The organism is Kosakonia oryziphila (assembly GCF_900094795.1).
Classification (GTDB): Bacteria; Pseudomonadota; Gammaproteobacteria; order Enterobacterales; family Enterobacteriaceae; genus Kosakonia; species Kosakonia oryziphila.
Window position 1 is genome coordinate 183,613 of record NZ_FMBC01000001.1, and the last position, 17,018, is coordinate 200,630.

At 53.4% G+C, this 17,018-nt stretch carries 11 protein-coding genes; 8 read left to right on the forward strand and 3 right to left on the reverse strand.

Annotation, left to right across the window (positions count from 1 at the left end):
- Nucleotides 1–7: 7 nt before the first annotated feature.
- Nucleotides 8–442: a prepilin peptidase-dependent pilin gene (gene ppdD, locus GA0061070_RS00900; RefSeq protein ID WP_090132850.1), complete on the reverse strand. Its 435-nt coding sequence runs from the start codon at nucleotides 440–442 to the stop codon at nucleotides 8–10.
- Between the two features lie 179 nt (nucleotides 443–621).
- Nucleotides 622–1,515 (reverse strand): carboxylating nicotinate-nucleotide diphosphorylase, encoded by an 894-nt coding sequence (gene nadC / locus GA0061070_RS00905; protein ID WP_090132852.1) that lies wholly within the window; start codon nucleotides 1,513–1,515, stop codon nucleotides 622–624.
- A 129-nt stretch (nucleotides 1,516–1,644) separates the two neighbouring features.
- Here nadC and ampD point away from each other — a divergent pair, with 129 nt between their 5' ends.
- Both ampD and ampE read left to right on the forward strand, forming a co-directional pair.
- Nucleotides 1,645–2,208, forward strand: a complete 564-nt coding sequence (gene ampD / locus GA0061070_RS00910; protein ID WP_090132854.1) for a 1,6-anhydro-N-acetylmuramyl-L-alanine amidase AmpD — start codon at nucleotides 1,645–1,647, stop codon at nucleotides 2,206–2,208.
- On the forward strand, nucleotides 2,205–3,059 hold the full coding sequence (gene ampE / locus GA0061070_RS00915; protein WP_090132856.1) for a beta-lactamase regulator AmpE: 855 nt from the start codon (nucleotides 2,205–2,207) through the stop codon (nucleotides 3,057–3,059). The genes ampD and ampE overlap by 4 nt, the downstream gene beginning before the upstream one ends.
- Before the next feature lie 224 nt (nucleotides 3,060–3,283).
- Here the strand turns inward: ampE and aroP are convergent, their stop codons facing one another.
- Nucleotides 3,284–4,657: an aromatic amino acid transporter AroP gene (gene aroP / locus GA0061070_RS00920; protein WP_090132991.1), complete on the reverse strand. Its 1,374-nt coding sequence runs from the start codon at nucleotides 4,655–4,657 to the stop codon at nucleotides 3,284–3,286.
- A 531-nt stretch (nucleotides 4,658–5,188) separates the two neighbouring features.
- On the opposite strand from aroP, the gene pdhR reads away from it, so the two are divergent.
- The 6 genes from pdhR to acnB all read left to right on the forward strand — a co-directional run bounded on the left by pdhR (nucleotide 5,189) and on the right by acnB (nucleotide 16,751).
- The gene (pdhR, locus tag GA0061070_RS00925; protein WP_090132857.1) at nucleotides 5,189–5,953 is read left to right on the forward strand and encodes a pyruvate dehydrogenase complex transcriptional repressor PdhR; all 765 of its coding nucleotides are present in this window, start codon (nucleotides 5,189–5,191) and stop codon (nucleotides 5,951–5,953) included.
- A 162-nt stretch (nucleotides 5,954–6,115) separates the two neighbouring features.
- Nucleotides 6,116–8,779: a pyruvate dehydrogenase (acetyl-transferring), homodimeric type gene (aceE, locus tag GA0061070_RS00930; RefSeq protein ID WP_090132859.1), complete on the forward strand. Its 2,664-nt coding sequence runs from the start codon at nucleotides 6,116–6,118 to the stop codon at nucleotides 8,777–8,779.
- 14 nt (nucleotides 8,780–8,793) lie between these two features.
- Nucleotides 8,794–10,683 carry a pyruvate dehydrogenase complex dihydrolipoyllysine-residue acetyltransferase gene (aceF, locus tag GA0061070_RS00935; protein ID WP_090132861.1) on the forward strand — a complete coding sequence of 630 codons (1,890 nt, stop codon included), beginning with the start codon at nucleotides 8,794–8,796 and terminating at the stop codon, nucleotides 10,681–10,683.
- Nucleotides 10,684–10,886: 203 nt separating this feature from the next.
- On the forward strand, nucleotides 10,887–12,311 hold the full coding sequence (gene lpdA, locus GA0061070_RS00940) for a dihydrolipoyl dehydrogenase (RefSeq protein ID WP_090132993.1): 1,425 nt from the start codon (nucleotides 10,887–10,889) through the stop codon (nucleotides 12,309–12,311).
- Between the two features lie 157 nt (nucleotides 12,312–12,468).
- The gene (locus GA0061070_RS00945; protein ID WP_244153020.1) at nucleotides 12,469–13,881 is read left to right on the forward strand and encodes a hypothetical protein; all 1,413 of its coding nucleotides are present in this window, start codon (nucleotides 12,469–12,471) and stop codon (nucleotides 13,879–13,881) included.
- A gap of 272 nt (nucleotides 13,882–14,153) precedes the next feature.
- Complete coding sequence (gene acnB / locus GA0061070_RS00955) at nucleotides 14,154–16,751, forward strand: bifunctional aconitate hydratase 2/2-methylisocitrate dehydratase (protein WP_090132863.1); 2,598 nt, start codon at nucleotides 14,154–14,156, stop codon at nucleotides 16,749–16,751.
- The last annotated feature ends 267 nt before the right edge of the window (nucleotides 16,752–17,018 follow it).

Here is a 17,018-nt window from a genome sequence, read left to right on the forward strand (position 1 = left end):
GCGCTCCTTACTTGCCGGTCCGGAAAATATCTTCACAAGCCTGCTGGAGCGAGCTATCTGCCTGAATGTTGCAACTGCGCGCCCAACCCTGCATTCCATCGGCGTTGCTCCACTGCGGCGTCATCACCACGCTCAGCCCATTCAGGCTCTCTTGCCCGGTCAGCGAGACCACGCCTTTTGTTACGCTCATCGTCGAAACATAGCGGGTAGTAGTAGGGGACGGTATACCGTTGCTGCTGGCATCGCAGCTATCCACGCCACCACGATCCAGCGCACAAAGTTCAACGGCAGTACGGTACGGAATAAACGTTTGCAGCATGTCGGTGAGGGCGGCTTTACGCAGGTAGTTTTGGTAGGCAGGAATGCCGATGGCGCTCAGGATCGCAATGATGCCAATCACCACCATCAATTCGATTAAAGTAAATCCTTGTTGTCGTTTCATTAAACAGCTCCTTATGCAGAGCCGTCACTGTGTCAGCACATGAATCGGTAGACGAGGGGCAAAAATGATTTTGTGATAATGAATTCCGGCATTTTTAACGCTTTTGCAAAGTGTCGTATTATTTATGGAAGGGCGTTCGCAAAAACGGGCCTGTGGGCCCGTCTCTCTGTAGAGGTGATTCAGCGAAAACGCATTGATAAATCGAGGGCGTGCACATGCTTGGTCAGCGCGCCAACGGAGATATAATCGACGCCGGTTTCGGCGAATTCACGCAGCGTTTTGCTCGTCACATTGCCGGAAACTTCAAGCCGCGCCTGGCCGTTGGTGCGTTTGACCGCTTCGCGCATTTGGTCGGTTTCGAAGTTATCCAGCATGATGATGTCAGCACCTGCTTTCAGCGCGTCGTCCAGCTCTTCCAGCGTTTCAACTTCTACTTCCACCGGGACATCCGGGTGCAGCCAGAACGCTTTTTCTACCGCCTGACGAACGGAGCCAGCAGCAATGATATGGTTTTCTTTGATCAGAAAAGCGTCGGAAAGACCCAGACGATGGTTGCTGCCGCCGCCGCACAGCACCGCATATTTCAGTGCAGTGCGCAGGCCCGGCAGCGTTTTACGTGTATCGAGGAGCTGGGTTTTGGTTCCGCTGAGCAAATCCACATAGCGCCGTACTTCGCTGGCTACGCCGGAGAGCGTTTGCACAAAGTTTAACGCTGTACGCTCGCCGGTCAGCAGTACGCGGGAAGGGCCTTCCAGTTCAAACAGCGGTTGATTGGCGCGGATCGTGTCGCCATCGGCAACGAGCCAGGTCAGCGTCACGTCGTCGCCAGCTAGCTGGATAAAAACTTCTTCAACCCAGCGTTTACCGCAAAATACGCCGTCTTCGCGGGTAATGACCACCGCATGAGAGCGGTTCTCTGGCGGTAATAATTGCGCGGTAATGTCATTGTTAGCGTCAACTTCTCCGCCCAAATCTTCCCGCAGCGCCTGGGCGACAGCAGTGGGGATATCCAGTTCGATGCGTTTTTGCAGCGCGTCACGTCGAAGATCGGGGTTATAGCGGCGAGGCGGCATGATAAACTCCAAAAAGGGTAACGAATCACAAAGTTAGGCGATGCCCTGTTCGGGAGACCATTATGGGGCATCGCCCGGACATGCTACTCTGAAGCGTGTTTCAGCACCATCCTCTTAAAGGAGTTCCTTATGCCGTTACGCAAGGGCTGGCTGATGGGAGCGCGGCATGTGCCGTCTCCCCATTTTGATTGCCGCCCGGACGATGAACAGCCTTCACTGCTGGTGGTACATAATATTAGCCTGCCGCCCGGCAAATTTGGCGGCCCGTGGATAGACGCGTTGTTCACCGGTACGCTCGATCCCGGTGCCGATCCCTTTTTCGCCGAAATTGTTCATCTGCGAGTTTCCTCGCATTGCCTGATCCGCCGTGATGGCGAGGTTGTGCAATATGTGCCTTTTGATAAACGAGCCTGGCATGCAGGCGTATCCTCTTATCATGGTCGGGAATGCTGCAATGATTTCTCGATTGGGATCGAGCTTGAAGGCACCGATAATCTGCCGTATACCGACGCGCAGTATCAGCAACTGGCGGCGGTGACGCGAAAGCTGATTGAGCTTTATCCGTCGATTGCCAACAATATGACCGGCCACAGCGATATTGCGCCGCAACGGAAAACCGATCCCGGACCCGCTTTCGACTGGGCCAGATTCCGTGCGCTGGTCGCCGACTCGTCAGAAAAGGAGATGCCATGACGTTATTCACCATGCTGCTGGTGCTGGCAGCAGAACGGCTGTTTAAACTGGGAGAGCACTGGCAACTGGATCACCGGCTGGAAGTGCTGTTCCGGCGGGTTAAGTGTTACTCGATGTTCCGTACGTTGTTGATGACAGTGCTGGCGATGCTGGTGACTTTCTTGATCCTGCGTGCGTTGCAGGGGATGTTTTTCAACGTACCGTTGCTGGTGGTCTGGATCCTGATTGGCGTGCTATGTATTGGCGCGGGTAAGGTGCGTCTGCATTACCACGCTTACCTGAAGGCGGCGGTACATAATGACAGCCATGCCCATAAAGCAATGGCGAATGAGCTAACACTGATACACGGCGTGCCGCCGGGATGCAATGAGCATGAGTTTTTACGCGAACTGCAAAACGCGCTGGTCTGGATCAACTTCCGCTTTTATCTGGCCCCGCTGTTCTGGTTTATTGTCGGCGCATACTGGGGGCCGGTACTGTTGGTAGGTTATGCGTTTTTGCGTGCCTGGCAGTCGTGGTTGGCGCGTTACCAGACACCTAACGAACGTCAGCAGTCAGGCATTGATGCCATTTTACATGTGCTGGACTGGGTGCCTGTCAGGCTGGCTGGCGTGGTGTATGCGCTGGTTGGGCACGGCGAAAAGGCGTTGCCTGCCTGGTTTGCTTCCCTTGGGGACGGCCATACATCGCAATACCAGGTGCTGACGCGCCTCGCACAGTTCTCACTGGCGCGCGAGCCGCATCTGGACAAAGTCGAGACGCCGAAAGCCGCAGTGTCGATGGCGAAAAAAACCTCGCTGGTGCTGGTCGTTGTGGTCGCGTTGTTGACGATTTACGGCACACTGATCTGATAGCGTGCCAGAATTTTACTGATTATCCGCAGCCGGGATGCCGAAATCAGGTATCCCGTGTTCTTGTCAGCGAATCGTTTTCAGACGAGTTATAGCGATCAGGATTGCGCCCATCAGCGGGTCGGTAACCGCATCAATCTATGCCGACCAGCGCCGGAGCGAAACCAAGGTAACGTTGGATAATACCCCTCTCCCGAGCAGAGAAAGGGGTGTTCAGACAAGGATTAACTGGCTTTTACGGTTTTTGCACTTTTCTGTTTGAACAGATAGCCGACACCCAGTACAGCAATCCATACCGGGATCAGATAGACCGAAATTCCCATGCCAGGCGTCATCAGCATGATCACCAGCACTGCGGCCATAAACAGTAGGCAGATCCAGTTACCCAGCGGATAGAACAACGCCGGGAAGCGAGGCGTCACGCCCTGCAACTGTTTCGCACGACGGAAACGCATATGCGCCAGGCTGATCATCGCCCAGTTGATTACCAGTGCGGAAACTACCAGCGCCATCAGCAGACCGAATGCCGATTCCGGTGCGAAGTAGTTGATCAGCACACACAACGCGGTAAAGAGCGCGGAAGTCAGGATGGTGTTTACCGGTACGCCGCGTTTATCAACTTTTTGCAGTACCTTGGGCGCATTGCCCTGCTTTGCCAGGCCAAACAGCATACGGCTATTGCAGTAAACGCAACTGTTATAAACAGAGAGGGCGGCAGTCAGCACCACAATGTTCAGCGCATTGGCGACGAAGGTATCGCCCAGTTCGTGGAAAATTAGCACAAACGGGCTGGTATCTGCCGTTACACGGGTCCACGGCATCAGCGAGAGCAGCACCGCCAATGAGCCAACATAGAAAATCAGGATACGATAGATAACCTGGTTGGTGGCTTTTGGAATGCTCTGTTCCGGGTTATCGGCCTCTGCGGCGGTGATCCCTACCAGCTCAAGGCCACCAAACGAGAACATAATGATCGCCATCATCATCACCAGTCCACCGATACCATGCGGCAGGAAGCCGCCCTGTTCCCACAGGTTACGTACGGTCGCCTGCGGGCCAGCGCTACCGCTGAACAGCAGCCAACCGCCGAAAATGATCATGGCGACGACCGCGAATACCTTAATAATGGCAAACCAGAACTCCATCTCACCAAACACTTTCACGTTGGTCAGGTTGATGGCGTTAATGATGACAAAGAAGGCCGCAGCAGAGACCCAGGTCGGGATTTCCGGCCACCAGAATTGAATATACTTCCCGACCGCAGTCAGTTCCGCCATCGCCACCAGTACATACAGCACCCAGTAGTTCCAGCCAGAAGCAAAACCGGCAAAGCTACCCCAATATTTATAAGCAAAGTGGCTAAATGAACCGGCTACTGGCTCTTCTACGACCATTTCGCCCAACTGACGCATGATCAGAAAGGCGATAAAACCTGCAATGGCGTAGCCCAGAATAATACCGGGACCGGCAGATTGAATGACCGATGCGCTGCCCAGAAAAAGGCCGGTCCCAATAGCGCCACCCAGCGCAATAAGCTGAATATGGCGGTTCTTAAGGCCGCGCTTTAGCTGATCGCCGTGCTGTTGACCTTCCATCATGAAACCTCGTGTGTGGTTATTATGTTTACGCTGTCGTTTGCGTGTAATAAATAAATTCCATTTTTGTATTTTATTGTTTACGAATTGCTGGCGTAATTTTTCGCCTGACTCTTTCGTAGTGCCAAGAATAGTGGTAAGTGCGCGTGAATGCATCTGCTTTATGAAGCGATGATGACGACTGATGAAAAAGAAACCGTTTGCCACTACTCCAACTACTCCCTTCTCGAACGCTTATTTTATTATTATGCAAATTAAATGCATAAAAAATCAAAAATGAACCAACTGAATCGGTTCATATGTCTTAGTCAGCGTTTCGGGAAAGTTAAAACTGCCTCTTTCGAGGTAAATGAGATATTTGTGCAAGGTTACATTTTTGAAACGTTATTTCTGTACGATCGTTAAAATGTGCGTGGTTTCCTGATTTCAATCAAAACCTGTATGGACATGAGGTGAATACTTTGTTACTTTAGCGTCAAGAACGTGAAATTGGTAAGACCAATTTACTCCGGCGAATGGCAGAGACAGGGAACCATGGCCTACAGCAAAATCCGCCAACCAAAACTATCCGATGTGATTGAGCAGCAACTGGAGTTTTTGATTCTCGAGGGGACTTTACGTCCCGGTGAAAAACTTCCTCCAGAGCGCGAACTGGCGAAACAGTTCGATGTTTCTCGTCCTTCACTGCGCGAGGCCATTCAGCGCCTCGAAGCGAAAGGTCTGCTCCTTCGTCGCCAGGGTGGCGGGACTTTTGTCCAGAGCAGTCTGTGGCAGAGCTTCAGCGATCCGCTGGTAGAACTGCTCAACGATCATCCCGAATCCCAATTTGACCTGCTTGAAACCCGCCATGCGCTAGAAGGCATAGCGGCTTATTACGCAGCGCTGCGCAGCACAGATGAAGACAAGGCGCGTATTGGCGAGTTGCACCAGGCGATTGAACTGGCGCAGCAGTCCGGGGATTTAGACGCGGAGTCCAGCGCTGTCGTGCAGTATCAAATTGCCGTAACCGAAGCGGCGCACAATGTCGTGCTGCTTCATTTGCTACGCTGCATGGAGCCCATGTTGGCGCAAAACGTCCGGCAGAACTTCGAATTGCTGTACGCACGCCGGGAGATGCTCCCGCTGGTCAGTAATCACCGCTCAAGTATTTTTGCGGCGATCATGGCCGGGCAGCCGGAAGAGGCGCGTGAAGCGTCGCACCGCCACCTGGCATTTATCGAAGAGATTTTGCTGGACAGAAGCCGTGAGCAGAGCCGTCGTGAACGCTCGCTGCGTCGGTTAGAGCAGAGAAAGAATTAAGATTTTCTGGTGCAATTTGTGCCGGAAGAGTTGTAACACCAGCGCCAAACTTTAGAGCGCGGCAACTAAACGCAGAACCTGTCTTATTGTGTCTTTTTCGAAGGGCTCAATGGGACAGGTTCCAGACAAATCAACGTATTAGATAGATAAGGAATACCCCCCATGTCAGAACGTTTCCAAAATGACGTGGATCCGATCGAAACTCGCGACTGGCAACAGGCGATCGAATCGGTCATCCGTGAAGAAGGTGTTGAGCGTGCTCAGTATCTGATTGACCAGCTCCTTTCTGAAGCCCGCAAAGGCGGTGTGAAAGTGGCAGCTGGCACAGGGGCGAGCAACTATATAAACACTATTGCCGTTGAAGATGAGCCGGAATACCCTGGCAATCTGGAACTGGAACGACGTATTCGTTCAGCTATCCGCTGGAACGCAATCATGACGGTTCTGCGTGCCTCTAAAAAAGACCTTGAGTTGGGCGGCCACATGGCTTCCTTCCAGTCTTCTGCGACCGTATATGAAGTTTGCTTCAACCACTTCTTCCGCGCCCGTAACGAGAAAGATGGCGGCGATCTGGTTTACTTCCAGGGCCACATCTCTCCGGGTATCTACGCGCGTGCGTTCGTCGAAGGTCGTTTGACTGAAGAGCAGATGAACAACTTCCGTCAGGAAGTGCACGGCAAGGGCCTGTCATCTTATCCGCACCCGAAACTGATGCCGGAATTCTGGCAGTTCCCGACCGTATCCATGGGTCTGGGCCCAATTGGTGCGATCTACCAGGCGAAGTTCCTGAAATATCTGGAACACCGCGGTCTGAAAGATACCTCTGAACAAACCGTTTACGCTTTCCTTGGCGATGGCGAGATGGATGAGCCGGAATCCAAAGGTGCGATCACTATCGCCACCCGTGAAAAACTGGACAACCTGTGCTTCATCATCAACTGTAACTTGCAACGTCTGGATGGCCCGGTCACTGGTAACGGTAAAATCATCAACGAACTGGAAGGCATCTTTGCTGGTGCTGGCTGGAACGTGATCAAGGTGATGTGGGGTTCCCGTTGGGACGAGCTGCTGCGTAAAGATACCAGCGGTAAACTGATCCAACTGATGAACGAAACCGTTGATGGTGACTACCAGACCTTCAAATCCAAAGACGGCGCCTACGTTCGTGAGCACTTCTTCGGTAAATATCCGGAAACTGCAGCGCTGGTCGCAGACTGGACTGACGAGCAGATCTGGGCGCTGAACCGTGGTGGTCACGATCCGAAAAAAATCTACGCTGCACTGAAAAAAGCGCAGGAAACCAAAGGTAAAGCGACTGTTATCCTGGCCCATACCATTAAAGGTTACGGCATGGGTGATACCGCTGAAGGTAAAAACATTGCCCACCAGGTTAAGAAAATGAACATGGACGGTGTGCGTTATATCCGCGACCGTTTCAATGTTCCGGCAACCGATGAGCAGGTTGAAAACCTCTCTTACCTGACCTTCCCGGAAGGTTCTGAAGAGTATAAATACCTACATGAACGTCGCCAGGCGCTGAAAGGTTACCTGCCGTCTCGTCAGCCGAACTTCACCGAGAAGCTGGAACTGCCTGCGCTGGCTGATTTCTCCCAACTGCTGGAAGAGCAGAACAAAGAGATCTCTACCACTATCGCTTTCGTTCGTGCCTTGAACGTGATGCTGAAGAACAAATCGATCAAAGATCGCCTGGTGCCGATCATCGCCGACGAAGCGCGTACTTTCGGTATGGAAGGTCTGTTCCGTCAGATTGGTATTTACAGCCCGAACGGCCAGCAGTACACCCCGCAGGACCGTGAGCAGGTTGCTTACTACAAAGAAGACGAAAAAGGTCAGATTCTGCAGGAAGGTATCAACGAACTGGGTGCTGGCGCATCCTGGCTGGCGGCTGCGACCTCTTACAGCACCAACAACCTGCCGATGATCCCGTTCTACATTTACTACTCCATGTTCGGGTTCCAGCGTATCGGCGACCTGTGCTGGCAGGCTGGCGACCAGCAGGCTCGTGGCTTCCTGGTAGGGGGGACTTCCGGTCGTACAACGCTGAACGGCGAAGGTCTGCAACACGAAGATGGCCACAGCCACATTCAGTCGCTGACTATCCCGAACTGTATCTCTTACGATCCGGCTTACGCGTACGAAGTTGCTGTCATCATGCATGACGGTCTGGAGCGTATGTACGGCGAGAAACAAGAGAACGTTTACTATTACATCACCACGCTGAACGAAAACTACCACATGCCGGCAATGCCGGAAGGTGCTGAGGAAGGTATCCGTAAGGGTATCTACAAACTCGAAACCGTTGCAGGTAGCAAAGGTAAAGTTCAGTTGCTGGGCTCCGGTTCTATCCTGCGTCACGTGCGTGAAGCAGCGCAGATCCTGGCGAACGACTACGGCGTGGGCTCTGACGTGTACAGCGTCACTTCCTTCACTGAACTGGCGCGTGATGGCCAGGATTGCGAGCGCTGGAACATGCTGCACCCGCTGGAAACTCCGCGCGTTCCGTACATCGCTCAGGTGATGAACGACGCTCCGGCAGTGGCATCGACTGACTATATGAAACTGTTCGCTGAGCAGGTTCGTACTTATGTACCGGCTGATGATTACCGCGTACTGGGTACTGACGGCTTCGGTCGCTCTGACAGCCGTGAAAACCTGCGTCACCACTTCGAAGTTGATGCTTCTTACGTGGTGGTAGCAGCGCTGGGCGAACTGGCTAAACGTGGCGAAATCGACAAGAAAGTGGTGGCGGAAGCAATCACCAAATTCAACATCGATGCAGAAAAAGTTAACCCGCGTCTGGCGTAAGAGGTAAAGAGATAATGGCTATCGAAATCAATGTACCGGACATCGGGTCTGATGAAGTTGAAATCACCGAGATCCTGGTCAAAGTGGGCGACACCGTTTCCGCTGAACAGTCGCTGATCACCGTAGAAGGCGATAAAGCCTCTATGGAAGTCCCGTCTCCGCAGGCTGGTATCGTTAAAGAGATCAAAGTCTCTGTTGGCGATAAAACCGAGACCGGCAAACTGATCATGATTTTCGATTCCGCCGATGGTGCAGCAGCCGCTGCACCTGCTAAGGCAGAAGAGAAGAAAGACGCGGCCCCGGCTGCTGCTCTGGCCGCTGCGGCTGCCAAAGAAGTTAACGTACCTGATATTGGCGGCGACGAAGTTGAAGTGACCGAGATCCTGGTCAAAGTAGGCGACACCGTTGCGGCTGAACAGTCTCTGATCACCGTAGAAGGCGACAAAGCCTCTATGGAAGTTCCGGCGCCGTTTGCCGGAACTGTTAAAGAGATCAAAATCAATACTGGCGACAAAGTCTCCACTGGTTCCTTGATCATGATCTTCGAAGTTGCAGGCGCTGCTCCGGCAGCGGCTCCGGCACAGGCGGCTGCACCGGCTGCGGCAAGCGCGCCGGCAGCAGCTTCTGGCCCGAAAGAGGTTAATGTACCGGATATCGGCGGTGACGAAGTTGAAGTGACCGAAGTACTGGTCAAAGTGGGTGACAAAGTCTCTGCTGAACAGTCATTGATCACCGTAGAAGGCGACAAAGCGTCTATGGAAGTTCCGGCTCCGTTCGCCGGTACGGTGAAAGAGCTGAAAGTGAACGTGGGCGATAAAGTCTCCACCGGCTCTCTTATCATGGTGTTTGAAGTGGAAGGCGCGGCACCTGCCGCCGCTCCGGCTGCTGCTGCGGCTCCGGCTCCTCAGGCGGCAAAACCGGCTGCTGCACCGGCTCCGGCGAAAGCTGAAGGCAAATCCGACTTTGCTGAAAACGACGCTTACGTCCACGCGACGCCGCTGATCCGCCGCCTGGCGCGTGAATTCGGCGTTAACCTGGCGAAAGTGAAAGGCACCGGCCGTAAAGGTCGCATTCTGCGCGAAGATGTTCAGGCTTACGTGAAAGATGCGATCAAACGCGCTGAATCCGCGCCTGCCGCTGGCGCAACCGGTGGTTCTCTGCCGGGCCTGCTGCCGTGGCCGAAAGTGGATTTCAGCAAGTTTGGTGAAATTGAAGAAGTGGAGCTGGGCCGCATCCAGAAAATTTCTGGTGCTAACCTGAGCCGTAACTGGGTGATGATCCCGCACGTTACGCATTTCGATAAAACTGATATCACCGATCTGGAAGCCTTCCGTAAACAGCAAAACGCTGAAGCTGAGAAGCGCAAACTGGACGTGAAATTCACCCCGGTTGTCTTCATCATGAAAGCCGTTGCTGCGGCGCTTGAGCAAATGCCACGCTTCAACAGCTCTCTGTCTGAAGATGGTCAGAAGCTGACGCTGAAAAAATACATCAACATCGGTGTTGCGGTGGATACGCCGAATGGTCTGGTTGTTCCAGTCTTTAAAGACGTGAACAAGAAGAGCATTACCGAACTCTCCCGCGAGCTGACTGTCATCTCCAAAAAAGCGCGTGATGGCAAGCTGACCGCTGGCGAAATGCAGGGTGGTTGCTTCACCATCTCCAGCATCGGCGGCCTGGGCACCACCCACTTCGCGCCGATTGTGAATGCGCCGGAAGTCGCTATCCTGGGCGTCTCCAAATCTGCAATGGAGCCGGTCTGGAACGGTAAAGAGTTCATGCCGCGCCTGATGATGCCGATTTCGCTCTCCTTCGACCACCGTGTGATTGACGGTGCTGATGGTGCGCGCTTTATCACCATCATCAACAATATGCTGTCGGACATCCGCCGTCTGGTGATGTAATCGAGAAAGCCGGCCAGACGGCCGGCTTTTTTCTGATAATCTCATTGGGCTTTTGGGGTTATCAGGGGCAAAGGACAAATCGTTTGCCGTTTGTTGTTTCAAATTTGTTAACATTTTTGTAAACTGCGGGCGGATAGAACGTCCCGGTGGATGAAGGGCGACACGAAGTACCCCTGACCGCCGGAAATCAATAAGAGGTCATGATGAGTACTGAAATCAAAACTCAGGTCGTGGTACTTGGGGCAGGCCCGGCAGGTTACTCTGCTGCCTTCCGTTGCGCTGATTTAGGTCTGGAAACCGTCATCGTTGAACGTTACAGCACCCTCGGCGGTGTTTGTCTGAATGTAGGTTGTATCCCTTCTAAAGCGCTGCTGCATGTAGCAAAAGTTATCGAAGAAGCCAAAGCGCTGGCTGAGCACGGTATTGTTTTCGGCGAGCCGAAAACTGATATCGACAAAATTCGTACCTGGAAAGAGAAAGTGATCACCCAACTGACCGGTGGTCTGTCGGGTATGGCGAAAGGCCGTAAAGTCAAAGTGGTCAACGGTCTGGGTAAATTCACCGGAGCGAACACGCTGGAAGTTGAAGGCGAAAACGGCAAAACCGTGATCAACTTTGACAACGCTATTATCGCGGCGGGTTCCCGTCCGATTCAGTTGCCGTTCATTCCGCACGAAGATCCACGCGTATGGGATTCCACCGATGCGCTGGAGCTGAAATCCGTACCGAAACGTATGCTGGTTATGGGCGGCGGTATCATCGGCCTGGAAATGGGTACCGTGTACCATGCGCTGGGTTCAGAGATCGACGTGGTTGAAATGTTCGACCAGGTTATCCCGGCAGCAGATAAAGATATCGTTAAAGTCTTCACCAAACGCGTCAGCAAGAAATTCAACCTGATGCTGGAAACCAAAGTGACTGCCGTTGAAGCGAAAGAAGACGGCATTTACGTTTCCATGGAAGGCAAAAAAGCGCCTGCTGAAGCGCAGCGTTATGACGCCGTGCTGGTGGCTATCGGTCGTGTACCGAACGGTAAAAACCTCGATGCTGGCAAAGCAGGCGTTGAAGTGGACGATCGTGGCTTCATCCGCGTTGACAAACAGCTACGCACCAACGTGCCGCACATCTTTGCTATCGGCGATATCGTCGGTCAGCCGATGCTGGCGCACAAAGGCGTGCATGAAGGTCATGTGGCCGCTGAAGTTATCGCCGGTAAAAAACACTACTTTGATCCGAAAGTTATCCCGTCTATCGCTTACACCGAGCCAGAAGTTGCATGGGTTGGTCTGACTGAGAAAGAAGCGAAAGAGAAAGGCATTAGCTACGAAACCGCCACCTTCCCGTGGGCTGCTTCTGGTCGTGCTATCGCTTCCGATTGCGCGGACGGTATGACCAAACTGATTTTCGACAAAGAGACTCACCGCGTTATCGGTGGCGCGATTGTCGGCACCAATGGCGGCGAGCTGCTGGGTGAAATCGGTCTGGCGATCGAAATGGGTTGCGACGCGGAAGATATCGCGCTGACCATTCACGCGCACCCGACGCTGCATGAATCTGTTGGCCTGGCCGCAGAAGTGTTCGAAGGAAGCATCACCGATCTGCCGAACCCGAAAGCGAAAAAGAAATAAGTTTTCGCAGACAATAGACGCCTCTTCGGAGGCGTTTTTTTTGCGCTAATTTTGTCAGGTGACAGCTTTTTTCACTGCCAATGGTATAAATATTACGCAGATTTTGCCGATAGTAACGACTATAGCCATTCCTGGCGAGATAAGGAGTTCTATCGTCATGATCACCGGACTTAATCTCTCATCGCTCTCATCAGCAATGGGAGTGGCGTCAACTTCCCTGGCGAGCACCACGGTGCGTACAACTTCCAGTGCCGCCACGTCTGTCGAAACACCCTCTTCGACAAAAGTGATGTTTGGCAGCCAGACGTCTGATATTGCAGCAGTCTACAGCCTGTCGCCGAAAAAAATCAGCGCGACTTCACCACAAGATTCCGTGATGAAGGGGTTATTGCAGGCCGCCGTCGACAGTAACTCATTATCCCCTTTAGGCAGTATTGGCAGCACATTGCTAAACAATCTGAAAGAGAGTCGTACCGATGCCACCCACGCCGTTGCCAGCGTCACTGTGGGAGCGGCAGGTCAGCAATCTGCGGTTTCGCTGGATATTGTGACGCAATCGGGGTCTACCTTGCACCTCAGTATTGCGCAGAAAAATGATGGTGTTGTGGCGGAGCTAAAAACCGACGGCGAAGCACTGAATGACGATGAAGCCGCAGCCGTCGCGAACCTGGGCGCATCGCTTGAGAAAGCGCTAAGCGGACTGGGGCAAAATCCGCCGAAAATCGATATTTCCGGGCTAACTAACTTTGACAGCAATGTGTTGAAATCTGTGGATTTAAAAACGGATGTTCGCGCTGATGATACTTCAGTACAGTCGCTGAATTTCCATGCCAGCACTACCGAACGCTATGTCGCCTATCAGGATAAGGATTTCTCGCTGAAAGTGAGCAGCGACCTGTCAAATCCAACATTGGCTGGTGACTATGCTCAGCAGCAGGCCACGTTAAGCGCCTACGATACTAAGTTTGATAAGGCTCGCTCGACCGGGCATGGCGATCGCGATCAGATGGCGGCACTGAAGTCGGTATTCCGCGCGTTAAACACCACCGCCAGCGCTGAGCGTACCGCACTTACGGTTGGTGCTGATATTCGCGTTGATAACAGCGGGCAGTCGCGACTGAGCGGGTTGAACGATTTCTCGCTGTCGCTGACGCAGAGTGATAAATCGACCAACCCTGCGCGCGAAGATGAAAAAGATCGTTTCTCTTATGAGGCATCCCAGTCGACGACACAAAACGTGCTCAGCGACGGTTCAAAAAGCGTAAAACAGACCTCGCGTAGCCACATTAGCGCAGCCTGGCATGAAGCGCTTGATCCCTCGATTCCGCTGGCGCTGAATAAGATGAAGTCGTCACAGAACTACACCTATCATCTGCTGGAGAATGATGAAGAGAGTTCTACCACGCTGAATTATAACAGCCATGGGATGCTTGCTTCAGTGGGGCACAACGAACAAGTAAACAACCGTGAAACGGTGAAAAAATATGTGCGCGGCGAGCTGGTGGATCAAACGATCATGCCGGTGCAATATGCGCGTAGTAACGTGCTTTCGCTGCTGAAGTCCGCATAACCCTGTCATAACAAAACGGCTCAGCGGAGCCGTTTTTCATGGTTTTTAGCGTCGATTCTGTTTCGTTAAAACCCTCTGTAGCCTGCATTATTCCGTCCTTAACGATTCAGCAAGTATTTAATGTTGCTTTTTTGTAAACAGATTAACACCCCCTGAAAATCCTGCTATGCTGCCCGACGCGGTTCGCGGATTTACCCTACAAACTGCTGTCTCACAGGAGCGTGAAGAGAAACGCCTGCCGCATTATGACAATGAGAGCGAGGAGAACCGTCGTGCTAGAAGAATACCGTAAGCACGTAGCTGAACGTGCCGCTGAGGGGATTGCGCCAAAACCATTAGATGCAACCCAGATGGCAGGCCTTGTCGAGCTGCTGAAAAGCCCGCCTGCTGGCGAAGAAGAATTCCTGATTGATCTGCTGACTAACCGTGTCCCGCCGGGCGTTGATGAAGCCGCTTATGTAAAAGCGGGTTTCCTTGCCGCTGTCGCCAAAGGCGAAGCCACCTCCCCACTGGTTACCCCTGAAAAAGCCATCGAACTGCTGGGCACCATGCAAGGGGGTTACAACATCCATCCGCTGATTGATGCGCTGGATAACAATAAACTGGCGCCGATTGCTGCCAAAGCGCTGTCCCATACGCTGCTGATGTTCGATAACTTCTACGATGTGGAAGAGAAAGCCAAAGCAGGCAATGCCTGGGCGAAACAAGTAATGCAATCCTGGGCCGACGCCGAGTGGTTCCTTAACCGTCCAGCTCTGGCGGAAAAAATTACCGTTACCGTCTTCAAAGTGACGGGCGAAACCAACACCGACGATCTCTCTCCGGCACCAGACGCCTGGTCGCGTCCGGATATCCCGCTGCACGCGCTGGCGATGCTGAAAAATGCCCGCGAAGGCATTGAACCGGATCAACCAGGTGTTGTTGGCCCGATCAAACAGATCGAGCAACTGGCGAAAAAAGGTTTCCCGCTGGCGTACGTTGGTGACGTCGTGGGTACCGGTTCTTCCCGTAAATCTGCCACCAACTCCGTACTGTGGTTTATGGGCGACGACATTCCTCATGTGCCGAACAAACGCGGCGGCGGCCTGGTGCTGGGCGGCAAAATCGCGCCTATCTTCTTCAATACTATGGAAGATGCCGGTGCGCTGCCGATCGAAGTGGATGTCAGCAGACTGAACATGGGCGACGTGATTGACGTTTACCCGTTCAAAGGTGAAGTGCGCAACCATGAAACCGGTGAACTGCTGGCCAGTTTCGAACTGAAAACCGATGTGCTGATCGATGAAGTACGTGCTGGTGGCCGTATTCCGCTGATTATTGGCCGTGGCCTGACCACCAAAGCGCGTGAAGCGCTGGGGCTGCCGCACAGCGACGTATTCCGCCAGGCAAAAGATGTGGCAGAAAGTAACCGCGGTTACTCGCTGGCGCAGAAAATGGTGGGCCGTGCCTGTGGCGTTGCGGGTGTCCGTCCGGGAGCTTATTGCGAACCGAAAATGACCTCTGTCGGCTCCCAGGACACCACCGGCCCGATGACCCGTGATGAACTGAAAGATCTGGCGTGCCTGGGCTTCTCTTCCGATCTGGTGATGCAGTCCTTCTGCCATACCGCTGCGTATCCGAAGCCGGTTGACGTCACTACGCACCATACGCTGCCGGACTTCATTATGAACCGTGGCGGTGTTTCCCTGCGTCCGGGCGATGGCGTGATCCACTCCTGGCTTAACCGCATGCTGCTGCCGGATACGGTCGGTACCGGTGGTGACTCCCACACCCGTTTCCCGATCGGCATCTCTTTCCCGGCGGGTTCCGGCCTGGTAGCGTTTGCCGCCGCGACCGGCGTCATGCCGCTGGATATGCCGGAATCGGTGCTGGTGCGCTTTAAAGGTAAAATGCAGCCGGGCATCACGCTGCGCGATCTGGTGCATGCTATCCCGCTGTATGCCATCAAACAGGGTCTGCTGACCGTTGAGAAGAAAGGCAAGAAAAACATCTTCTCCGGCCGCATTCTGGAAATCGAAGGCCTGCCGGATCTGAAAGTCGAGCAGGCGTTTGAGCTTACCGATGCGTCCGCTGAACGTTCCGCTGCTGGTTGTACCATCAAGCTGAACAAAGAGCCGATTGTTGAGTACCTGAGCTCCAACATTGTGCTGTTGAAGTGGATGATTGCAGAAGGCTACGGCGACCGTCGTACGCTGGAACGTCGTGTCCAGGGCATGGAAAAATGGCTGGCAAATCCGCAACTGCTGGAAGCCGATGCTGACGCAGAATATGCGGCGGTGATTGACATCGATCTGGCGGAAATCAAAGAGCCGATCCTCTGTGCGCCGAACGATCCGGATGATGCGCGTCTGCTGTCTGACGTGCAGGGTGCCAGCATTGATGAAGTGTTCATCGGTTCCTGCATGACCAACATCGGACACTTCCGTGCCGCCGGTAAGCTGCTGGACAGCCATAAAGGTCAGTTGCCGACCCGGCTGTGGGTGGCACCGCCAACCCGTATGGATGCTGCGCAACTGACGGAAGAGGGCTACTACAGCGTGTTCGGTAAGAGCGGCGCGCGTATCGAGATCCCGGGTTGTTCCCTGTGCATGGGTAACCAGGCGCGTGTGGCCGATGGCGCAACGGTGGTTTCGACCTCGACGCGTAACTTCCCGAACCGTTTAGGTACCGGTGCAAATGTCTACCTGGCCTCTGCGGAACTGGCTGCGGTTGCAGCGTTGATTGGTAAACTGCCGACGCCGGAAGAGTACCAGACCTATATTGCTCAGGTTGATAAGACGGCGGTGGATACCTATCGTTATCTGAACTTCGACAAGCTTAATCAGTACACCGAAAAAGCCGACGGTGTGATTTTCCAGACTGCCGTCTGAGTGACAAGCCACCCTTTGGGGTGGCTTTTACTCCCCGCCTCACTGCGCAAATAAGTTTCATTTAAGCGCAGAAAAAGTTTCTCAAACCTTGCCATTTTCATAAAAAAACCAGGCTGCTTACGTGCCGCATTAACCGGGCGCGGGGACGATGTTTGCCCGTCTCAAACCGATTGGCCATCGGGTGTCGGCCCGACGAGCGATTTCTGCGCAGACAGCCGGATATTTTGCAACGCTTCAGGTCGCTACGCTGTTTTTCTTGTATTGTGC

Coding starts and splice junctions, on each gene's coding strand:
- ppdD (WP_090132850.1), bottom strand. CDS start 442: ATGAAACGACAACAAGGATTTACTTTAATCGAATTGATGGTGGTGATT.
- nadC (WP_090132852.1), bottom strand. CDS start 1,515: ATGCCGCCTCGCCGCTATAACCCCGATCTTCGACGTGACGCGCTGCAA.
- ampD (WP_090132854.1), top strand. CDS start 1,645: ATGCCGTTACGCAAGGGCTGGCTGATGGGAGCGCGGCATGTGCCGTCT.
- ampE (WP_090132856.1), top strand. CDS start 2,205: ATGACGTTATTCACCATGCTGCTGGTGCTGGCAGCAGAACGGCTGTTT.
- aroP (WP_090132991.1), bottom strand. CDS start 4,657: ATGATGGAAGGTCAACAGCACGGCGATCAGCTAAAGCGCGGCCTTAAG.
- pdhR (WP_090132857.1), top strand. CDS start 5,189: ATGGCCTACAGCAAAATCCGCCAACCAAAACTATCCGATGTGATTGAG.
- aceE (WP_090132859.1), top strand. CDS start 6,116: ATGTCAGAACGTTTCCAAAATGACGTGGATCCGATCGAAACTCGCGAC.
- aceF (WP_090132861.1), top strand. CDS start 8,794: ATGGCTATCGAAATCAATGTACCGGACATCGGGTCTGATGAAGTTGAA.
- lpdA (WP_090132993.1), top strand. CDS start 10,887: ATGAGTACTGAAATCAAAACTCAGGTCGTGGTACTTGGGGCAGGCCCG.
- GA0061070_RS00945 (WP_244153020.1), top strand. CDS start 12,469: ATGATCACCGGACTTAATCTCTCATCGCTCTCATCAGCAATGGGAGTG.